Here is a 19,525-nt window from a genome sequence, read left to right on the forward strand (position 1 = left end):
CCGCCGAGATCGACCACCTTCGTCGCGCGGCCCGCGAGCGGCATCACGTCCGCTTCGCTGCCGACCGCGACGAAGCGGCCGTCCTTGATCGCGACGGCGGTCGCGACCGGGTTCGCGCGGTCGAGCGTCGTGATGTGCCCGTTGTGCAGGATCAGATCGGGTTGAGTATCGGTTGCGCTCATTGACATCTCCTCAATGCGGTCAGAAGCCGAGCCAGTGACGAACGGGCGCGATGGCCTGCACGCCGACCAGCATGCCGGCGAGGCCCACCAACGCGATCAGCGGCGGCGCAGGCGAGCGTACCTTGATCACGCTGTACACGACGCCGATCAGCACGCCGGCGCCCAATGAAACTAGATAAGATTCCATAACGATTTCTCCCGGCCGGATTAGAATGATCCGCATCGCATCGGCCGCATGCTACGCTCCCCTCGCATCCGTTTCGCTTCCCTGCCATCCGTTCCGACCATGCAACACCTTCCTGATCTCGAGGCCTGGGCCATCTTCGCGCGCGTCGCGGAGACCGGTTCGTTCGCGAAAGCCGCCGAGCTGCTCGGCGTCTCGCAACCGACCGTGTCGAAAGCGATCGCGCGCCTCGAAAAGCGCCTCGGCGCGATGCTGCTGTACCGCACGTCGCGCAAGCTGTCGCTCACGCCGACCGGCGAACTGCTGCGCGACCGCGCGATCCGCCTGCTCGCCGACGCGGAACTGATCGAGAACGAGGCCACCGCGCAAGCGCTCGAACCGCACGGCCTCGTGCGCGTGAACGCGCCGATGTCGTTCGGGCTGCACCATCTGTCGCCGGTGCTGCCCGCGTTTCTCGAGCGCTATCCGCGCGTCGACATCGATCTCGTGCTCACCGATCACATCGTCGACATCGTATCGGGCGGCTTCGACGTCGCGATCCGCATCGCCGAGTTGAGCGATTCGACGCTGCGCTCGCGTCGCCTCTGCGCGGTGCGCCGGCCGCTCGTCGCGTCGCCCGCGTATCTCGACCGGCGCGGCCGCCCCACGCATCCGCGCGACATCGAACAGCACGTGTGCCTCACGTATACGAACCTGCCGACGCCCGAGCACTGGCGCTTCCGCCATTCGGCATCCGGCGAGGATGTCGGGGTGAACGTGCATGGTCGCATTCGCACGAACAATGCGGACGTGATCCTCCCCGCGCTCGTCGGCGGTCACGGCCTCGCGCTGCAGCCCGAGTTCCTGGTGTGGGACGAACTGCAGCGCGGCGCGCTCGAGGAAGTGATGAGCGACTGGAAGATCGCCGACATCAACGTGAACCTCGTCACGCCGCCCGGCATGCTGCGCGCCGCGCGCGTGACGGTGCTGCTCGATTTCCTCGCCGAACATTTTTCGCGCGCGCCGTGGGCGCTGCCCGCCGCCTGAACGCGTGACGGCCGACGGCACGCGATCGCCGCAGTAACCGTCGCGGCAAGCGCGGCCGGCCGGCGGCCCGTTACTTCGCCGGCACGGCCGGAATCGACTCGTGCGGCGTCGCGGTACGCTGCTGCGCCTTGTGGACCATCGTGTACGCGTAGTCGATGCCCATCCCGTATGCGCCGGAATGCTCCTTGGCGATCGCAACCACGGCATCGTAGGTGTCACGGCGCGCCCAGTCGCGCTGCCATTCGAGCAGAACCTGCTGCCACGTGACCGGCACGACGCCGGCCTGCACCATGCGCTGCATCGCGAAGTCGTGCGCGGCCTGCGTCGTGCCGCCCGATGCGTCGGCGACCATGTAGATCTCGTAGTCGCCTTCGAGCATCGCGCACAACGCGAACGTCGTGTTGCAGACTTCGGTCCACAGGCCCGACACGACGACCTTCTTGCGGCCGTTCGCGGCGAGCGCGTCGCGTACCTTCTGGTCGTCCCACGAGTTCATCGACGTGCGTTCGAGCGTCTTCTGGTTCGGGAACACGTCGAGCAGTTCGGGATACGTGTGGCCCGAGAAGCTCTCGCTTTCGACCGTCGTGATCGTGGTGGGGATGTCGAAGACCTTCGCGGCCTTCGCGAGCCCGACGACGTTGTTCTTCAGCGTCTGGCGATCGATCGACTGCACGCCGAACGCCATCTGTGGCTGCTGATCGATGAAGATCAGCTGGCTGTTCTGCGGCGTCAGTACCTCAAGTTTCGGGTTGCTCATGGCGGATGGGTCCTGTGAACGGAAAAAGGGGGCCCGCCTCGACCGTGAAAACGGGAGGCGCCCGGAATGCGTCGGCGCCGGATCGTCATCATCCGGGCCGACACATTTAAGCCGCAAACGCGCGGCGCGAACACCCAAGGAATGGAATCGATCCGATTCCCGAATGGATGTCCGTTCGGGGCCGCCCGCCCTTTTTTTCTTCACGCAAACCCGATACGCTTTCAAGACTCTGACGGCGCCGTTCCGGTGCCGCTCGGCCATCACGAGGCGCACCACCATGAAACCGTATGTCCTGTCGCTGCTCGCCGGCATCCTCGCCGGCGTCATCTACGGCGCGATCGGCGTGAACTCGCCCGCGCCGCCGGTCATCGCGCTCGTCGGCCTGCTCGGCATGCTGGCCGGCGAACAGATCCTGCCCGTCGCGCGGCGCATGCTGTCCGGCCATCGTCTGAACACCGCATGGCGCGATGCGAAGTGCAGCCAGCACATGTTCGGCGCGCTGCCGGGCGGCGCCGCGAACGACCGCAAGCCTTCTTGATCCACCCCATCGCCGCCGGCCACGCATGACCAACGTCGAGCTGTTCCATTACCTGTTGCTGTTGATCTGCGGCGCGGGCGCCCTCACCTGGCTCGCCGAGCGAATCTCGATTCCGCCGGCCGTCGTGCTGCTGCTCGGCGGCTGCGTGGTCGCCGTCGCCGGCAAGCGCGTGCCCGACATGGACCCGGCGCTGCTGCTCGCGGCCGTGCTGCCGCCGCTGCTGATGTCGAGCGGGTTCTATACCGCCTGGAAGGAATTCCGGCAGGAGCTCGCCTCGATCGCGTCGCTCGCGCTCGGGGCCGTGGCGTTCACGACCGTCGCGGTCGCGCTCGCCGTGCATGCGGCGAATCCCGCGCTGCCGTGGGCCGCGTGCTTCACGCTCGGCGCGATCGTGTCGCCGCCCGACGCGGTCGCCGCGAAGGCGATCCTGCAGCGCCACCCGCTGCCCGCGCGGCTCGTCGCGGTGCTGGAAGGCGAAAGCCTCGTCAACGACGCATCGGGCCTGCTGCTGTACCAGATGGCCGTGTCGGCCGCGCTCGCCGTATCGATCACGGCGGCGAGCGCGACCGGCCTGTTCTTCTCGCTCACGCTGATCGGCATCGCGGTCGGCCTCGCGTGCGGCCATGCGATGTGCTGGGTGCTGCAGCGCCTGCGCGAGCCGATGCTCGGCATCGTCGTAACGTTCGCGATGGCATGGGGCAGCTACGGGATCGCGGAAGCCGTCCACGGCTCCGGCGTGCTGTCGGTCGTCACCTGCGGCCTCGTGCTCGGCGTGCGCCAGCATCGCGTGTTCGGCGCCGACATGCGGATCAAGGCGAAGGCGACGTGGGAAGCGATCGTGTTCGTGCTCGACGCGCTCGTGTTCATCCTGATCGGCCTCGCGCTGCACGCGATCCTCGCGGGCGTGAACCACGAAGGCGCGGTGCTGATGGCCGGCCTGCGGGTCGCGCTGCCGGCGACGGCCGCCGCAATCAGCGCGCGCATCGTGTGGGTGTTCGTCGCGATGTGGCTGCCGGGCCGCCTGCGCGCGCGGCGCGCGGGCCACGCGGCGTGGTCGTGGCGCGAAGCCGTCGTGCTCGGCTGGTCGGGCATGCGCGGCGTCGTGAGCCTCGCGGCCGCGATCGCGCTGCCGGCCAATTTCCCGGGCCGCGACCTGATCCTGTTCAGCACGTTCCTGCTGATCATCGCGACGCTCGTCGTGCAGGGCGGCACGCTCGCGCCGCTGATCCGCGTGCTGAAACTGCGCCCGGCCGCGCGCCGCACGATGTCCGAACACGCGGTGCGCGCGCACACGTTCGGCGCGGCGCTTGCCGAGCTCGCCGCGCGCGAGCAGCGCGGCGCCGGCCTCGAACGCGCATCGCTCGACCGGCTGCTGACCGAATACCGCAGCCGCGTCGCGTTCAACGAACGCGCGCACCGCGACGGCGCGGAGCCCGCGGACGTGCGCGCGCGGATGCTGCGCGTCGAGCTCGAACTCGTCGGCGTGTCGCGCGACGCGCTGCTCGGCCTGCATCGCGACGGCCGGGTCGACGACGCGGTGCTGCACCGCATAGAATCCGAACTGGATTTCGAGGAGCTGCGGCTGCAGCGCCTGCTCGAACCCTGACGTCCGGCCTGCCGGCAGGCCCGCCCCCTTTCCCCACCTGGAATTTCAATGAGCGAACTCACCGTCGAAGCGAGCATCGGCCCGGTCGATTACCTCGTCCACTTCACCGACGGCGTCCACCAGTGGCGCGCCGACGAACCCGCGTCGCTCGGCGGCGGCGATACGGCGCCGACGCCCGTCGCCCTGCTGCTGTCGAGCCTCGGCGCGTGCACGGCGATCACGCTGAAGATGGTTGCGCAACGAAAAGGCTGGCCGCTCGCCGAAGTGCACGTGAAGCTCGCGCACGAATCGGGCAGCGCGGGCAGCACGATCGTGCGCCGCATCACGCTCGACGGCAACCTGACCGACGAGCAGCGTGAACGCCTGCTGCAGATCGCGAACGCGTGCCCGGTGCACAAGATCCTCACGCACCCGATCGCGATCGACACGGCGATCGCCTGAGTACCTCCCGTCACCGCCACCGCCCCCGTCACGAGATTCCCGTCATGTCCGCCTCGATCAAGACCCTGCTCACGCCGCGCGAAAGCGACATCGGCAACCTCGTCGTGCGCCGCGTGCTGCCCGCGCGCGCCGCGCGCCTCGTCGGCCCGTTCATCTTCTTCGACGAGATGGGCCCGGCCGTGCTGCCGGCCGGCCGCGGCATCGACGTGCTGCCGCATCCGCACATCGGGCTCGCGACCGTCACCTACCTGTTCGACGGCTCGCTGATGCATCACGACAGCCTCGGCTTCCGGCAGAAGATCGTGCCGGGCGACGTGAACTGGATGACGGCCGGCCGCGGCATCGTGCATTCGGAGCGCTCGCCCGACGAGGATCGGCCGCGCGAGCAGCCGGTGCACGGGATCCAGACCTGGGTCGCGCTGCCGGTCGAGCACGAAGACACCACGCCCGCGTTCGTTCACCATGCGGCCGACACGCTGCCGTCGTTCACGCGCGACGGCGTGACCGTGCGCGTGATCGCGGGCACCGCGTTCGGGCGCGCGTCGCCGGTCGCCGTGTTCTCGCCGACGCTCTATGCGTATGCGGAATTCGCACCGGGCGGGCAGCTCGCGCTCGATGCGGAGCACGACGAACGCGGCGTATATCTCGTCGACGGCGACCTCGGCATCGACGGCACGCCGCTCGCCCCCGCGACGATGGCCGTGCTCGAACCGGGCGCGACCGTCGCGCTGGCCAGCACGAACGGCGCACGCGTGATGCTGCTCGGCGGCGCGCACCTGCCGGGAGAGCGTTTCATCGAATGGAATTTCGTGTCGAGCGAACGCGCGAAGATCGATGCGGCGCGTGCCGCGTGGGCCGATCAGACGTTCGGCAAGGTGCCGGGCGAAGAAAACGAATGGACGCGCCAGCCGGAACGCAGGGTATGACGCCACGCGCAACGGGCGGCCACGGCCGCCCGGCGATGCGCGCTCAGCATGGCACGAGGCCCACGACCCCGCCACCCGACTGCGTACACCAGCGCTGTTCCTGCCGAGGCTGCGCCTGCGCTTGCGGCGGCGAGTACGGCACGGCCCTCGCCATGGCAAGCGCGTTGGCCAACGCTTTGGACTCTACCTGCCGCTGTTGCTCGATCGACGCGCGCTGCGCGTCGTCCGCCTGCTTCGTCAGCGCAACCAGCCTCGCATACCGGGGATCGCGCGCGTCCTGGAATGGCGGCAGCGGCGGCGGCACCGGCACGGCAGGCGCGGTGCCTCGGTAGCGGGGGATCGACATCTTCGAGGTCTTCCCCCAGATCGCCGCCTCGCCGATATCCCACATCGCCACCCGCATCTCGAGCGCGTGTTCATAGCCGCGATCGACCTCGGCCGTCGTGGGCGTGCCCGTCGGCGCGGGAAGCGGCTGCAGCGACGGCGGCAGCGGCTGCAGCGACGGATGGACGAGCCGCACCCAGCTCACGGCGGCCACCGAGTATTGATACAGGACGCGCTGGTAAGCGTCGAGTATTCTGGCGCGACTGTCGGGCGTGGAGGCCTGGGCGCTCGACACCAGCGCGATGAACGACGTCAGCGTCTGGGTATAGCGTGCGCCGTCTTCCTTCTGCGCCGCCACGCGTTCCGGCTGCGGGCCGGACGATGCGTTCAACATCCCTGCGCACCCCGACAGCGCGGCGACCATGGCCGCGCACAGCCCTGCCGTTCGAAACGCGATCCGAATGTGATACGACATGGCAGCCCCCAACCGATACGAGACAAACACCCAATGAATCTGCGGTGACCGGCACCGGCAGCTGCGACGCGGATCGCCGGACCGCCCTGGCGACGGCGCCGGTCAGAGCCCGACCGTACGACCTTTACGTTCAAGAGAACGGGCCACCCTGACGCGGCTGCCCCTTGCGATTGCAAACCGGCGGGTTCGTCATGCCGAAAGACAGCAGATTGCCGCCGTTGATCGTGCACGCGAACTCCTTGCCGTCCCTGGCTTTCAGGTTGACGTAGGTATTCGTCCCTTCGGTGCGGCGATTGACGATGACGAGTTCATCGGGCGAGTACCCCAGCGTGCCGGCCGTACTGGACTTGATCTTGTCGTCGGTCAGCATGTTGGTGCTGCCGGCGATACCCGCGCAGCCGGACACCAGCAATACCGTCAGCCCGACGAGAATAGCGCTTGCCGAACGCATAAACCCTCCATTATTTGACTTTTATCGCCCGTTTATCGAATAAACATACGCGCTGCTCGCGCGGCTATTCGATGGAATAGCCGAAACAGCCTGGAACGTATGCCCGATGGACTGCGCCAAATGATATAGATCGGTCTAGTCTCGTGTCAACCACGCCTGATTAAAATCGGGGATCTCCCGCCGGGCCGCTGTTCCTTCAGGCCTTCAATCCCATCAGCTTCGCGAGCGTCGGCCAGCGATCGAGCGACGCGTCGAACGCGCGACGCGCCTGTTCGTCGACGTAGCGCTCGGGGTCGAGCGCGGGCAGATGCCGCGCGAGGCCGATCACGTCGTTCGGTTGCGACAGGCGATCGTCGTCGCCTTCGCCGGAAATCGTCACTGTTCGTCGATCCATACGCCGTCCGGAGTTTTCACCGCGTAACCCGCGGCCGTCTGCATCGTCACCGTGCCCTCGTTCTCGCCGATCATCCGCGTGCGCGGCAAATCGGCCGCGTATTGCGCGAGCGTCGCGCCCGGCTTGAACGGGCTGTTCGACACGAGATTCGACAGCAACTGCGCGAGCGCGAGGAAACTGGTCGGCTGGTCGATCACGGTCGTCGCGCCGTGGTTGCCCGTGAAGCCGACGAGCCGCACGCCAACCGGCCCGTGCACGATGCGCGGCGTCGGAATCTCGCGCAGCCCCGCGACCTGGTTCTTGTCGCCGCGCAACGCGGCGCCGTGCTCGGGCACGAACACGATCACCGCACGGCGGCCCGATTGCGCGATCAGGTCGGCGAGACGGTCGAAGTCGGTCATCATTTTCGTCGCGCGCTGCGGGTACGAGTCGATGCTCGTCAGCGCGCTGCCGACGACACGGTTGCCGTCGTGCAGGCTGATCGTGTTGTAGTACAGCGCGACCGGCCCCGGCACCGCCGCGCGCTGCGCGTACCAGTTCGCGAGCGTCGAGTAGTCGTCCTTGATCGCCGAGCCGTCGAACGCATGCATCGCGACCGGCGCGGCCGCGTTCGAGATCATCGGCGCATCGGCCACGCCGATGTTGTCGTGGATCACCTGCAGGAAATTGTCGAAATGGCCGTCGTGGTTCAGCAGCGACTGCACCGTGTAGCCGGCGCCCGCCAGTTGCGAGAACAGATGGCACTGCTGCGGCGCGCTCTTGTACAGGTCGGCATGCGCTTCCTGCCCGCAGCTCGCGCGCAGCACGCGGATCGCCGCCGGGCCGCTGTAGCTCGCGGCCGTGCTGAAGTTCGTGAACAGGTAGTCGAAGTGGCTCAGCATCGGATGGTTGCGCACCTTCGCCGCATCGAGGTCGTCCCACGATAGCGAGCAGATGTGCAGCACGATCACGTCGAACTGCGCGGCCGGATCGCTGCCGAGATGGCCGAACGCGACCTGCCGCTGCGACTCCTGCGCGCGGAACGTCGCGAGCGCCGCGTTGTGATCCTCAGGCTGGTCGACGCGCGTGGCGCCCGCCGCGTTCGCCTGCGGCTGCGCCGGCGCGGCGACGCGCGCCATCAGCCCGCTGCCGGCCTGCCACAGCGGCATCACGATCAGCACGGCCACCACGAACGTCGCGACGCGCAGCCAGCGATTGACGATGAAATAGACGATCAGCACGCCGACGATCGTCAGCGCCAGCACGGGCGGCAGCAGCCGCGGCAACAGCTCCATCCAGTAGTCGAGACGGAACGTGCTGACCTCGCGCGCGGCCTCCGCGAGACGGGCGAGCGGCGGCGCATGCAGCTCGCGCGCGAGCAGCGGCACCGCGATCGCGATCGCCACGACCTGCCGGACGATGCGCCACGCGCGCGACCGGATCGGCGCGCTCGCCACGAGCGCCACCGCGAACGCGAGGTTCGCGAGCCAGAACGGCTGCAGGCGCCCGGTCGCGAACAGCGCGAACTTCAGGATGAAATACAGATTCCAGAACGTCATCTAACCCACTCCATGATGCGCGCCGCGTCAGTCGCGCGCGCGATCGAGTTTCGGCGCGAGCATGGCCTGCACGCCGCGCGCCGCACCCTTCCACATTCGTACATAACCGTCCAGCCCGATCCGCAGCACTTCCTTGAGCCCGCCGAGCGGCGTGTCGGGCCGCGCGCTTTCGTGCCAGTCGAGCCACGCATCCGCGCGGCCGAACGTGCATTGCACGAGCTGGCGCTCCTGCTCGAGCGTCAGTGCCTCGAAGCTCACGCCGACATGGGTCGGCGTCGCACGGGTCACGCGCACCGGGAACGGAAACGCGCGGTCGCCGCGCGTCACGCACACCGTCAGCGTGTCGCCGACGGCGAGCGGCAGCCCCGGCACCGCTTCGAGCCCGAGGCCGCCGGTCGAGTAGTCGCTCGTGAAGCACGCGGCGGTCGAGCCGTCGGCGAGCAGCAGCATCGCCGGCACGCGCATCGCGATCCGGTGCGTGACGCGCACCTGCTTGGCCTCGCGCGCGACGGCCAGCGCCGCGCCGAGCATCGCGAGGTTGTAGACGGTCCAGCCGAGCGTGATCAGGATCGTCGACGCCTCGTCGCCCTGGTCGGCCACGAGCCGCCACAGGCCGGCGACGATCGCGAGCACGTTCAGCGCGAACAGCACGAGATACGGTTTCGACGTCGACCAGTCGACGTAGCCTTCGTCGATCTTGCCGCCCTTGTCGGTCACGTTGAACTTGCCGTGCTTCGGGCTGAAGAACGCGACGGTGGTCGGCAGCGCGATGTACCACGCGAGCACCGATTCGTAGACCTCGGCCCAGAACGAATGACGGTAGCGCCCCTGCATCCGCGAGTTCGCGACGTTCGCGAGCACGAGATACGGGATCACGTAGCTCGCGAGCGCGAACGACGACGCGTTGATGAAGTACAGGTGGAAGAACAGGTACGCGAGCGGGATCGTCAGGAATACCAGCCGCGGAATCCCGTAGAAGAAATGCAGCATCGCGTTGCCGTAGCAGATCCGCTGGATGAAGCCGAGCCCGCGCCCGAGGAACGGGTTGTCGATCCGGAAGATCTGCGCCATCCCGCGCGCCCAGCGCGTGCGCTGCTTCACGTGGCCGGCGAGGCTTTCGGTCGCGAGGCCGGCCGCCTGCACGGTCGGCAGGTACGCCGACGTATAGCCGCGCCGATGCAGCTTGAGCGCGGTGTGCGCGTCCTCGGTCACGGTCTCGACCGCGACGCCGCCGACCTCCTCCAGCGCGCTGCGCTTGAGCACCGCGCACGATCCGCAGAAGAACGTCGCGTTCCACAGGTCGTTGCCCGACTGCACGAGGCCGTAGAACAGGTTGCCCTCGTTCGGGACCTCGCGGAACGTGCCGAGATTGCGCTCGAACGGATCGGGCGAGAAGAAATGGTGCGGCGTCTGCACGAGCGCGCATTTCGGGTCGCGCAGGAACACGCCCATCGTCGTCTGCAGGAACGAGCGCGTCGGCACGTGATCGCAGTCGAAGATCGCGATGTAGTCGCCATGCGTCTTCGGCAGCGCGCGGTTGATGTTGCCGGCCTTCGCGTGCAGGTTGTCGTCGCGCGTCAGGTAGTCGATGCCGGCCTCGGCCGCGAATGCCGCGAACTCGGGGCGCCGGCCGTCGTCGAGCAGGTACACGCGCAGCTTCGCGCTCGGCCAGTCGATGCTCTGCGCGGCGAACACGGTCGGCTTAACGACCGACAGCGGCTCGTTGTAGGTCGGGATATAAACGTCGACGGTCGGCCAGGTGTCCGGATCGTCGGGCAGCGGCACGATCGGCCGGTCGAGCGGCCACGCGGTCTGCACGAAGCCGAGCAGCAGGATCATCCACGTATAGGCTTCGGCGCCGTACAGCAGGTAGCCGGCGACGGCCTCGACCGGGCTGCGGAAGTCGAGCGTCTGCGTCGTGCGCCACCACACGTAGCGCAGCGTGGCCAGCAGCGCGAGCGACGCGAGCGCGAGGGTCGGCAGATGGCCCGGCAGGCGGCGCAGCGCGAGCGCGAGCACCGCGACGATCGCGAAGAACGCGAACTGCGCGCCGGGCATCAGCGGCGACATCCCGGCCGCGGCCCACAGCACCGCGCCGGCGACGAGCAGCAGCGGCGCGAGCCACGGGCGCCGGCCGACGCCGTTCGCGCGCGCATCGAGCCAGCCGCCCCAGCGCCCCCACGGCAGGCGCTCGAGCAGCGCATTGAGGCGCCGGCCGACCGCACGGCCGGCCACGTAGACGGGCACGACGAACGTATCGAACCACGCGAGCGGATCGCGCGCGGGCCGGCCGTCGGCCGCACGCGGCGCGCGCACGATCGCGCGCCACAGCCATTCGCGCACGCTGAGCGGCTGCAGCACGCCCCAGTCGTACGCGAGCCGCAGGAACGCGACGCGCACCCAGCGGCGCACATGATCGGGGCGGCCGGGCGGCGGTGCGTGGAAGAACAGCCGCACGAACCAGTCCACCCGCGTGCGTTCCGCCGGCAGCCCGATGCCGCGCGCGCACCAGTCGGCCGCGCGACGGCCGAACGCGCGCAGTCGCGACGCGAGCGCGGCCTTCATCGCACGCCTCCCGCGCGGCCGGCGACGGCCGCCGTCAGCCACGTGTCGACCCAGTTCGCGACGCCGTTCAGGTCGTGCGACGCCTGCGAATACGGCGCATCGTCGAAGATCCAGCTGCCGCGCGCGAGCGCTTCGGGCACCGCCGCGTCGACGTGGATGCGCTGCTCGAGCATCGACGCCGACCCCGCGACCGCGCGCAGCATCGCCAGCGCGTCGCGCTGCATGTCGCGCGCCGGGTTCAGCCGGTTCACGACGATCTGCAGTTCGCCGCGGCCGGCCCGCAGCGCGCCGAGCCGCGCGGCCGTCGTCGCGCACGCGACCGGCTCCGGCGGCACGACGACGAGCGTCAGGTCCGCGCGGCGAATCGCCTGCTCGGCCTGCGGCGACGGATAGCGCGCGGTGTCGACCAGCACGACGCCGTCGGCCGGCAGCGCGATCTCGTCGAGCGCGCGCGACAGCCAGGCCGGATCGGCAGCGAGCCGCGCATCGCACGCGGCGGCGCCGGCCGCATCGACCTGCCCGTACGGCACGAACAGCACGCCGTCGGCGTTGCGCCACGTGTGCGCGTGCCACGGTTCGGCGCCGCCGAGCAGGCCGTGCGCGAGACCGTGTTCGGCCAGCGTATCGAGGCCGAGCGTCGCGCCCATCAGGTTCTGTGCATCGAATTCGACGGCGACGACCGGCCGGCCGCGGCGCGCGAGCAGCACCGCGAGCGCGGCGGCCAGCGTCGTGCGGCCCGCGCCGCCCGTCGTCGACGTGAGGGCGATCGTCTTCATCGTGCCGCCTCGCTGTCGCGTTCGTGGCGTTCGTGGCGTTCGTCGGCCTCTTCGCCGCCGACATCCGGCAGCAGGCGGCCGCGCAGCGCGACCGGCACGAGCTCGCACGGCACCGCGTCGCGCCGGTCGATGCCGCGCGGCGCGTGGAAGCCGCGGCCGATGCCGAGGTGCTGCGCGACGATCCACACCGGCACCGCAATCGCGATACCGACGATGAAGCCGATGACGAGTTCGGCGATCATGCGTCCTCCTGCTTGCGCAGCGGCATCGCGCTGCGGACGGCGCCGCGCGCACGCGCGGCGGGAATGACGGGTTGCGGCGGCGACGCGTCGACGGCGTCGATGGCGCCGGACGCGGATGCCTGCGGCACGCCGATCGCGTCGAGCGCGACGACGGTATCGATCGCCTCGATCGCGTCGCTCACCTCGCTCGCGTCGGGCAACGCCGTGCCGGGACCAGCGGGCGCAGGCGCCGCGCGCGCGGCGGCGGCCGGTTGCGGCGCCGCGAACAGGTCGCTGTAGTCGGCGATCGGCGCGCGCCGGTTCTCGGCCTTCAGCGCGTCGAGCTCGGTGTCGATGCTGCCCTGGCCGAGGCACACGACGCGATCGGACAGCGTATCGACCGGCACGTCGAAGATCCGCGCGAGCGCATCGTCGGCGTCCACTGGCTCGCAAGCGAACAGGAACACGAACAGATGCCCTGCATCGGCCGTCACGACGTCGCCCGCGCGGCGCGGCCGGCAGTGCCGCAGCGCGTCGACGTGCGACACGCCCGGCAGCAGCGTGAGCTTCGCGAGCGCGTGCGGCAGCGCGAGCACCGCGCCGCGGTCGAGCACCGCGCGAATCCGTTGGCAGAACGTGCCGACCGGCAGATAGCCGAGCACCGAATCGCCGAGCGCGGCGGCGAGCGCCGCGCGATAGTCGGCCGCGACGGGCCGCGCGTAGAGCTGGCCGCGCAGCGCATGCACGGCGGCCTGCATCCGCGAGACGGGCAAGTCGCGCGCGACGACCCGGTTCGCGCCGACGCTCAGCACGAGCACCTCGAACTGGTGGCGCAGCACCTCGCCACGCTCGACGACCGCGATCTTCAGCGCGCCGCCGCACTGCCGGCGCAGCGCGTGCACGTCCGCGCACAGCGCTTCGAGCTGCGCGTGCGAGCGGAACACGAGCACCGCGGTCGCGGCCTGCGCGCTCGCGCACGCGGCGACGACGGCCGCGTTGTCGTCGACGATCTCCCAGCCGTCCGGCACGCGGCTCGCGCCGTCGAGCACCGCGCGGCTGACCACCACGCGATCCTCGTCGCTCGCGAGCTTCATCCGGCGCGCCGGTTCGGTCGCGCCGCCATCGACGCTCGCCGACAGCCGGCCGCCCGGCGCAAAGCGCAGCGGGCGCACCTCGCCGGCCGCGAGCGTGTCGCCCGCGCGCCAGAAATCGACGACCCACAGCAGCTCGCCGTGCGTGCGCTGCAACTGCGCGACGCCCGAGCAGATCCCGTGGAAGCCGCTGCGCGGCGTACGATCCGCGTCGCGCACGAGCGGCGCATCGTCGGCGCGCGCGGCGTCGCCCGCCCGGGTCGCTTCGGGATCGAGCAGCAGCACGAGCGCGATCCGGCGCGTGCGGCACCAGTCGGCCAGCGCGTGCGCTTCATCCGCGAGCGCGACCGGATCGTCCCAGCTGAACCAGCGCTGCGCGCCTTCGACGAAATACAGCGAACGGGCATGCAGCCCGTAGCGCTTCATCGCGCGCAAGCCGCCGGTCAGCCGCGCGAACGGGCCCGGCGCCACGCCGCGCGGCGCAGCGGCGATCACACCGGCGTCGGCACCGGCGTCGGCCGGCTCGGCCGCCGGCGGCATCGCCAGCACGTTCAGGTTGCGCGGCCAGCCGGCCGGCTGCGCGCCGCCCGCGAAGCCGAGCGATTCCATTTGCGCGGCGACGCGCGCCGGATCGCGCGCGAGCACGATCGTGACGTCGCGCGTGCGCGCCTGGCGTGCGCTTTCCCACACCAGCGCGTCGCATCCCGGCGTGCCGCCGGCCGCGTAGATCGCGTAAAGACCGCCGGCCTCCAGTTGCGTCCAGGTATCGGGCAGGCTGTCGATCGCGAGCCGGCTCAATGCGCCGGCGCGGCCGCGCGCCGACCCCACACGCAGCAGCGCGCGCAGGCGATCGACCAGGCTGACAGCGCCGGACGCGGAGCGGGTGGCATCGAATTCCGTATTCACGGCAGTCCCCTAGTAATCCGAATAAAGCCGCACGGGCGTCGGCGTCACGAGCCAGTTGCGCGGCGCGCGCGCATCGAACGCATAGCGCAGGTACACGAGCGCCGAGCTCGGCGCATAGTCGTGCGACCGGTCGATCTGCAACTGCGCGCCGACGCTCAGGTGCGGGTTCACGCGATACTCGACGATGCCGTTCACGCCGTACGAGAACGACACGCCGCGCGTCGAACTGCCCGCGTACACGAACCCGGCCGCGACCTGCGCGGCGCGCTGGCCGGAGAGCGTCGGGTAATACAGCGAATCCTTCTCGTAGCTGTTGGAGATCCCGCCGGTGACGGTCAGGTCCCACGACAGCGCATCGTGCCGCCCCGCCCATTCGATCGGCACGCCGAGCGACAGATAGCGCTGCGGGCTGTAGTAACCGCCCTGCCCGTACGTGTAGTAGCGCAGGTTCTGCGCGTAGTGCCACGCATTGCCGACGAGCCCGGTGCTGACCTTCATCGTCGCGCGCTCGTAGACGGGCACCGTGAAGCCGGTGCGCAGCGTGACTTCCGCATTGCGTTCGACGTTGCGGCCCGACAGCACGCCCGCGCCGAGTTCCGCGAACAGGTTCGTGCGGCCGACGTCGACCGACGCGCGCAGGTTCACGCCGTCGCGGCGCACGCCGCCCCACACCGCGCCGGTCCACGGGTCGCGCATCCCCGCGTACGACAGCACGCTGCTCGTTTCCGGCCGCCGCGACGCGTTCACCGAGAAGCTCGCGGGGCCCGCGTCGAAGCGGTAGCGCACGCCGCCGACCAGGTAATGCACCGGGAAGCCGAGCGGCGACGTGCCGAGATCGAAGCGCCATGCATCGGACAGGTAACCGGCGCCGAGCGCGACGCCCGTGGTCGACTGGTGCAGCGAGCCCGACGGATTCGCGAGCAGCGCGGCGGCCTGCGGATTCGGCTGGAACGGCGGCGGCAGCCCGTTCGGCACCCTGAGCCCCGCATACGTGCCGAACGTCTTCAGCGAATACGCGTTCGGGTCGCTCGTATCGAGCGTACCCGGATCGAGATGCACGGTGTCGATCTGCGCGAACACGTGCCCGTCGTAGCGGATCGGCATCTGCATGTAGATCGGCACCTGCTGCGCGCGATACGACGAGATGCCTTCGTCGCCCGACTTGTACGCGGGTATCCAGCCGGTCTCGATCTCGGGATTGCGTCGCTGTGCGAGGTCCGCGAACGCGGCCTGTGCGGGCGTGAGCCCGTCGCGGCCCGGGCTCACGCCCGTCGCGCGTTCCTGCGACTGCGACAGCCGGTACAGCGACGCCGCATCGTCGTAGCGGCCTTGCGCCTCGGCCACGCGCCCGGCCGCGACCGTCACGTCGGCGCGCGCCGGATACGCGGCCTGCAGCCGGTCGGTCACCTGCGCGGCTTCGTCCGGGCGGCGCAGCGCGTTCAGGCGGCGCACCGCCGACAATTGCGTGTCGACATCGTCGTCCGGCGTGCGCGCCAGCACGGCCTGCACGCGCTCACGTGCGGCGGCTCGGTTGCCGCTGTCCTCGTCGATCCGGGCGAGCGCGAGCTGCGTATCGGCATCGTCCGGCGTACGCGCGACGACCGGCGCGAGCGCGTCGCGCGCCGCGTCGTAATGGCCCTGCGCGCGTTCGAGATCGGCGCGTTCGAGCGCGTAACGCTTGTCCGCGCGGCCGGCCGGGCTCGCGCGATCGAGCAGCGTGCGCGCCCGTGCATAGTCCTGTCGTGCGATCGCGTCGTCGGTCTGCCGCAGCACGAGCCGCAGCGACTGGTCCTCCAGTCGCGCCGTCTGCGCGGGCGTCAGCGACGGGTCGCGACGCAGCATGTCGAGCCACGCGGCGAGCGCCTCGTCGCGCCCCGCGCTGCCGAGCAGGTCGCCGTAGCGCAAGCGCACGTCCGCGTCGGCTTCGCGCGGATGCGCGGCGATCCAGTCGCGCAGCGGCGCGAGGCCGCGCTCCGGTTCGCCCGCGTCGATCCACTGGGCGCCGATCGCCGCGAGCATGTCGGGATCGTCCGGCGCGCTCGCGTGCGCGTGCGCGAGCGTGGCGGCAAAGGCCGCGCGGTCGCCGCGTGCATGCGCGCTTCGTGCGTCGGCCAGCGCGCTTTGCGCATCGAGCTTGCGCGCCAGCGCCCGCATCCCGTCCGACCGGTGCGCATCGTCGACCGGCGCCAGCGCGGCCTGCGCGCCCGCGACATCGTCGATCGAGTTGCGGTACAGCGCGCTCGCGTAGCGCATCTCGGGCGTGTCGCTGCGCGCGAGCCCGTCGTCCATCACCGTGCGGCCAAGCTGCGGCAGCCCCATGTCGCGATAGAGGCGCGCGAGCGCGAAGCGCGTCCACGGCGCGTCGGGCGCCGCGCGCACGGCCGCCTCGTAGCGTTGCGCGGCCGGCCCGCGCGCGCCCTTGTCGGCCAGCGCACGCGCTTCGTTCGCGAGCACGTCGCCGCGCAGGCCGTCGAGCGTACGGCGATCGTCGGCGCCCGTCACGCGCCCTTGCAGCGCGTCGAGCAGCGGGCCGATCCGGTCCGCGCGGCCGGTGTTTTCATACAGCGTGGCCGTGTCGCGCACGGCCGACACGCTCGGCGAACGCGCGGCCAGCAAGCCGCGCAGCAACGGCTCCGCCTGCGCCCAGTCGCGCTGCGCGAGCAGCGCATCGGCGAGCTGCAGCTTCGCGTCGGGGTTGTCGGGCTGCATCGCGAGCGCCGCACGCGCGGCGCGCTCGGCATCCTGCGCTCGCCCGGCGCTGGCCGCTTCGCGGCCTTGCGCGAGCAGCCCCCAGAACTGCGCGGTCCGCGCGAGGCCCTGCCATTTGCCGCGCTGGTCGGTCGCACGCGCCGCCGCCCGCGCGAACAGCGCGCGCGCTTCGTCGTGCCGCCCTTCGCGCAGACGCAGCAGGCCGAGCCCGCCCAGTGCGTCGGCGTCGTCCGAGCGCGCCCGCGCGGCGCGCGCGAGCAGCGGATCGGCGGCGGCCAGGTCGCCGCGCGCGAGCGCCTGCAGCCCGCGCTGCTGCGCGATGTAGTCGGGATCGCGTTCGAGCCTGCGCTGCGCGTCGCGTTGCCGGTCGAGGCCGGCCGCACGATCGCGGAATTCGGTGTCGTCCGGCGCGAGCGCGAGATACGCATGCAGCGCATCGAGATACGCGGGGTCGCTGCCGGCCGACTGCAGCACGCGCCGCCACAGCGCCATCGCTTCCGTATGGTCCGCGTCGGCGCGCTTCGCGAGCGACGACGCGATCCGGTTCGCTTCCGCGCGCGTGTCGTCGCGCTGGTTCAACAGCCGCGCGAGCGCGACCGACGCGCTCGTGTCCCGCGGATCGGCGGCGATCGCGCGGCGCAGCGCGGCGATCGCCGGCTCCCGCCCGCCCGGCGCGTTCGACACGATCTGGTAATACTCGGCGCCGAGCGCGCCCGACGGCGCGCCGTTCGGAAACAGCGCGACGATGCGCCGGGCCGCCTCGTCGGCGCGGCCGCTGCGTGCGAGCAGTCGAATCTGCGCCATCTCGCCGCGCCCGCTCGTCGCGACGCGGTATTCGTCGGCCACCCGCCGCGTGGCAGGCGCATTCGGCGATTGCGCCTGCAGCCGCGCGAGCGACGCCTGCGCGCCTTTCGCGTCGCCGAGCCGCAGCAGCACGCGCACCTGTTCGGCCAGCAGTTCGGGGTCGCCCGGCGCGATCAGCAGGCCCTTGCGCAACGCATCGCTGGCGAGATCGTCGCGATGCTTGGTGCCCCACATCCGCGCGGTGTCGAGCTCGCGCCGCGCATCGGCGGCGGCCGAGGTCGCCGGTGTCGCGGGGTTCGCGATCGCCGTGCCCGTCGCAGCGCCCGGCGCCGCCGCGCACACCGACGACGCGAGCCACGCGAATCCCGCGACGTGCGGCGCGGCGCGCTTCAGCGGGCGGCGCACGAACGGCCTCCCCAGCGGGTGTCGAGCGTGCCGTCCGCCCCGAACCGGTAACGGCCGTCGCGCCAGCCGAGGCCGAACAGCGTCAGCACGCTCGTGTAATAGCCAGGCGCCGACTGGCGCGCGAGCGTATCGACGCGGGCCGCCTGTGCCTCCGCGAGCGCATGCTGGCCGCGCGCGTCGAGAAACGGCACGGCCGCCGCGGAGAAACCGCCGTTGCCGTCGTTCGGCCCCGCGACGCCCGTCGTCGTATCGACCTTCTCCGGCGGCGCGCCATGCGCGGCGATATGGTCGGCGAACGGCGCGAACTTCGCGAGCAGCGGCGCGGCAAGCGGATCGGCGCGGTCCAGCGTGCCGGCCCACAGGTACACGCGGATCGCGTTGTACGCACTCTCCGCGTGCGTGTCGGGATCGGGCCCGAAGCCCTTGCCCGCGCGATACAGCGCCCAGTCGGGCGAGAAGCCCTTCGGCGCGGTGTCGAGCAGCACGCGAGCGGTGCTAGAGGCGAGCGCGGCCCAGCGCCGGTCGTCGGGCAGCCGCGCGCCGAGCGCGCGAATCACCTGCGGCGGCGAATAGCTCGGATTCACGCGCCATTGGCCGTTCGCGAGCTTGAACCCGGTCGGCCCCGGCAGCAGCGTGAGGCCGAGGCCCGGCACGGTCGCCGTCTCGTCGTCGAGCACGCGCTTCGCGAGCAGCGCACCGCGCGCCGTATAGCTGCGCTCGCGCCACAGCCGCCCGGCCTCGACGAGCGCATACGCGATCCACAGGTCGGCGTCCGACGCCGCGTTCGCGTCGAGCACGCGCCACGCACCGTCGGGCGCACGGCCCCACAGCCACGCGGGCAGGTGCGCGCTCAGGTCGCCCTGCGCGAGGTTGTTCTCGGTCCATGCGAGGATCGTGTCGAACATGCGCCGGTCGTTCGCGACCAGCGCGAAGAACAGTCCATACGCCTGCCCCTCCGATACCGTGCGCGAATCGGCCGAGCCGACGTCGATCACGCGGCCGTCGGCCGAGATGAAATCGCGCTTGAACGCGTCCCAGCGCGGCCACGCCGCGCCGCATCCCGCGCCCGCCGCATCGGCCGGCGCGGCGTGCGCGCGCGTGGCCATGCCGGCCGCCGCGCACGTCACCGCAACCGCCAGCGCGAGCATCGCGCCGACACGCCGCGCCGGCTGCGTTGCCCGTCGCTTCGTCATTGCCCGCGCCATC

Annotated in this window: 18 protein-coding genes; 5 read left to right on the top strand and 13 right to left on the bottom strand. The window is 70.9% G+C overall.

The window, feature by feature from the left end:
* Both J8I33_RS13995 and J8I33_RS14000 read right to left on the bottom strand, forming a co-directional pair.
* A partial coding sequence (locus tag J8I33_RS13995; protein ID WP_148093456.1) for a hypothetical protein occupies positions 1 to 182 on the bottom strand: 182 nt, incomplete at its 3' end.
* Between the two features lie 19 nt (positions 183 to 201).
* A complete protein-coding gene (locus tag J8I33_RS14000; protein WP_050018059.1) occupies positions 202 to 369 on the bottom strand; it encodes a DUF1427 family protein in 168 nt (55 codons plus the stop codon).
* Between the two features lie 99 nt (positions 370 to 468).
* Here J8I33_RS14000 and J8I33_RS14005 point away from each other — a divergent pair, with 99 nt between their 5' ends.
* Positions 469 to 1,392: a LysR family transcriptional regulator gene (locus J8I33_RS14005; RefSeq protein WP_050018058.1), complete on the top strand. Its 924-nt coding sequence runs from the start codon at positions 469 to 471 to the stop codon at positions 1,390 to 1,392.
* Positions 1,393 to 1,462: 70 nt separating this feature from the next.
* On the opposite strand, the gene J8I33_RS14010 is transcribed toward J8I33_RS14005, so the two are convergent.
* Positions 1,463 to 2,149: a hydrolase gene (locus J8I33_RS14010; RefSeq protein ID WP_209937031.1), complete on the bottom strand. Its 687-nt coding sequence runs from the start codon at positions 2,147 to 2,149 to the stop codon at positions 1,463 to 1,465.
* Between the two features lie 277 nt (positions 2,150 to 2,426).
* On the opposite strand from J8I33_RS14010, the gene J8I33_RS14015 reads away from it, so the two are divergent.
* The 4 genes from J8I33_RS14015 to J8I33_RS14030 are packed head-to-tail and all read left to right on the top strand — an operon-like array spanning position 2,427 to position 5,660.
* Positions 2,427 to 2,687, top strand: coding sequence for a XapX domain-containing protein (locus J8I33_RS14015; protein ID WP_050018056.1), 261 nt, complete (start codon positions 2,427 to 2,429; stop codon positions 2,685 to 2,687).
* 25 nt (positions 2,688 to 2,712) lie between these two features.
* Positions 2,713 to 4,293: a sodium:proton antiporter gene (locus J8I33_RS14020; protein WP_209937039.1), complete on the top strand. Its 1,581-nt coding sequence runs from the start codon at positions 2,713 to 2,715 to the stop codon at positions 4,291 to 4,293.
* Between the two features lie 48 nt (positions 4,294 to 4,341).
* Positions 4,342 to 4,734 carry an OsmC family protein gene (locus J8I33_RS14025; RefSeq protein ID WP_050018054.1) on the top strand — a complete coding sequence of 131 codons (393 nt, stop codon included), beginning with the start codon at positions 4,342 to 4,344 and terminating at the stop codon, positions 4,732 to 4,734.
* A gap of 44 nt (positions 4,735 to 4,778) precedes the next feature.
* On the top strand, positions 4,779 to 5,660 hold the full coding sequence (locus J8I33_RS14030) for a pirin family protein (RefSeq protein WP_209937046.1): 882 nt from the start codon (positions 4,779 to 4,781) through the stop codon (positions 5,658 to 5,660).
* Between the two features lie 43 nt (positions 5,661 to 5,703).
* Here the strand turns inward: J8I33_RS14030 and J8I33_RS14035 are convergent, their stop codons facing one another.
* From J8I33_RS14035 to bcsZ, 10 genes are all read right to left on the bottom strand, one after another.
* On the bottom strand, positions 5,704 to 6,459 hold the full coding sequence (locus tag J8I33_RS14035; RefSeq protein WP_050018052.1) for a hypothetical protein: 756 nt from the start codon (positions 6,457 to 6,459) through the stop codon (positions 5,704 to 5,706).
* A 130-nt stretch (positions 6,460 to 6,589) separates the two neighbouring features.
* On the bottom strand, positions 6,590 to 6,910 hold the full coding sequence (locus J8I33_RS14040; protein ID WP_050018051.1) for a hypothetical protein: 321 nt from the start codon (positions 6,908 to 6,910) through the stop codon (positions 6,590 to 6,592).
* Positions 6,911 to 7,106: 196 nt separating this feature from the next.
* A complete protein-coding gene (locus J8I33_RS14045) occupies positions 7,107 to 7,304 on the bottom strand; it encodes a hypothetical protein (protein WP_050018050.1) in 198 nt (65 codons plus the stop codon).
* Positions 7,286 to 8,842 carry a cellulose biosynthesis protein BcsG gene (gene bcsG / locus J8I33_RS14050; RefSeq protein ID WP_050018049.1) on the bottom strand — a complete coding sequence of 519 codons (1,557 nt, stop codon included), beginning with the start codon at positions 8,840 to 8,842 and terminating at the stop codon, positions 7,286 to 7,288. The genes J8I33_RS14045 and bcsG overlap by 19 nt, the downstream gene beginning before the upstream one ends.
* 27 nt (positions 8,843 to 8,869) lie before the next feature.
* The gene (gene bcsA, locus J8I33_RS14055) at positions 8,870 to 11,407 is read right to left on the bottom strand and encodes a UDP-forming cellulose synthase catalytic subunit (RefSeq protein ID WP_209937054.1); all 2,538 of its coding nucleotides are present in this window, start codon (positions 11,405 to 11,407) and stop codon (positions 8,870 to 8,872) included.
* The gene (gene bcsQ, locus J8I33_RS14060) at positions 11,404 to 12,183 is read right to left on the bottom strand and encodes a cellulose biosynthesis protein BcsQ (protein WP_050018047.1); all 780 of its coding nucleotides are present in this window, start codon (positions 12,181 to 12,183) and stop codon (positions 11,404 to 11,406) included. Before bcsQ ends, bcsA begins: the two co-directional genes overlap by 4 nt.
* Positions 12,180 to 12,425 carry a hypothetical protein gene (locus J8I33_RS14065; protein WP_209927642.1) on the bottom strand — a complete coding sequence of 82 codons (246 nt, stop codon included), beginning with the start codon at positions 12,423 to 12,425 and terminating at the stop codon, positions 12,180 to 12,182. The genes bcsQ and J8I33_RS14065 overlap by 4 nt, the downstream gene beginning before the upstream one ends.
* Complete coding sequence (gene bcsE, locus J8I33_RS14070) at positions 12,422 to 14,401, bottom strand: cellulose biosynthesis protein BcsE (protein ID WP_209937062.1); 1,980 nt, start codon at positions 14,399 to 14,401, stop codon at positions 12,422 to 12,424. The genes J8I33_RS14065 and bcsE overlap by 4 nt, the downstream gene beginning before the upstream one ends.
* A gap of 9 nt (positions 14,402 to 14,410) precedes the next feature.
* Positions 14,411 to 18,319, bottom strand: a complete 3,909-nt coding sequence (locus tag J8I33_RS14075; RefSeq protein WP_209937070.1) for a cellulose synthase subunit BcsC-related outer membrane protein — start codon at positions 18,317 to 18,319, stop codon at positions 14,411 to 14,413.
* Positions 18,304 to 19,524: a cellulose synthase complex periplasmic endoglucanase BcsZ gene (gene bcsZ, locus J8I33_RS14080; protein ID WP_209937077.1), complete on the bottom strand. Its 1,221-nt coding sequence runs from the start codon at positions 19,522 to 19,524 to the stop codon at positions 18,304 to 18,306. The genes J8I33_RS14075 and bcsZ overlap by 16 nt, the downstream gene beginning before the upstream one ends.
* Position 19,525 lies beyond the last annotated feature (1 nt).

The sequence above is a fragment of the Burkholderia sp. AcTa6-5 genome (assembly GCF_017815075.1).
Taxonomy (GTDB): Bacteria; Pseudomonadota; Gammaproteobacteria; order Burkholderiales; family Burkholderiaceae; genus Burkholderia; species Burkholderia sola.

What these genes read in the sequence shown, in the direction of transcription:
- J8I33_RS14000 (WP_050018059.1), bottom strand. Translation starts at nt 369, where the DNA reads ATGGAATCTTATCTAGTTTCATTGGGCGCCGGCGTGCTGATCGGCGTC.
- J8I33_RS14005 (WP_050018058.1), top strand. Translation starts at nt 469, where the DNA reads ATGCAACACCTTCCTGATCTCGAGGCCTGGGCCATCTTCGCGCGCGTC.
- J8I33_RS14010 (WP_209937031.1), bottom strand. Translation starts at nt 2,149, where the DNA reads ATGAGCAACCCGAAACTTGAGGTACTGACGCCGCAGAACAGCCAGCTG.
- J8I33_RS14015 (WP_050018056.1), top strand. Translation starts at nt 2,427, where the DNA reads ATGAAACCGTATGTCCTGTCGCTGCTCGCCGGCATCCTCGCCGGCGTC.
- J8I33_RS14020 (WP_209937039.1), top strand. Translation starts at nt 2,713, where the DNA reads ATGACCAACGTCGAGCTGTTCCATTACCTGTTGCTGTTGATCTGCGGC.
- J8I33_RS14025 (WP_050018054.1), top strand. Translation starts at nt 4,342, where the DNA reads ATGAGCGAACTCACCGTCGAAGCGAGCATCGGCCCGGTCGATTACCTC.
- J8I33_RS14030 (WP_209937046.1), top strand. Translation starts at nt 4,779, where the DNA reads ATGTCCGCCTCGATCAAGACCCTGCTCACGCCGCGCGAAAGCGACATC.
- J8I33_RS14035 (WP_050018052.1), bottom strand. Translation starts at nt 6,459, where the DNA reads ATGTCGTATCACATTCGGATCGCGTTTCGAACGGCAGGGCTGTGCGCG.
- J8I33_RS14040 (WP_050018051.1), bottom strand. Translation starts at nt 6,910, where the DNA reads ATGCGTTCGGCAAGCGCTATTCTCGTCGGGCTGACGGTATTGCTGGTG.
- J8I33_RS14045 (WP_050018050.1), bottom strand. Translation starts at nt 7,304, where the DNA reads ATGGATCGACGAACAGTGACGATTTCCGGCGAAGGCGACGACGATCGC.
- bcsG (WP_050018049.1), bottom strand. Translation starts at nt 8,842, where the DNA reads ATGACGTTCTGGAATCTGTATTTCATCCTGAAGTTCGCGCTGTTCGCG.
- bcsA (WP_209937054.1), bottom strand. Translation starts at nt 11,407, where the DNA reads ATGAAGGCCGCGCTCGCGTCGCGACTGCGCGCGTTCGGCCGTCGCGCG.
- bcsQ (WP_050018047.1), bottom strand. Translation starts at nt 12,183, where the DNA reads ATGAAGACGATCGCCCTCACGTCGACGACGGGCGGCGCGGGCCGCACG.
- J8I33_RS14065 (WP_209927642.1), bottom strand. Translation starts at nt 12,425, where the DNA reads ATGATCGCCGAACTCGTCATCGGCTTCATCGTCGGTATCGCGATTGCG.
- bcsZ (WP_209937077.1), bottom strand. Translation starts at nt 19,524, where the DNA reads ATGGCGCGGGCAATGACGAAGCGACGGGCAACGCAGCCGGCGCGGCGT.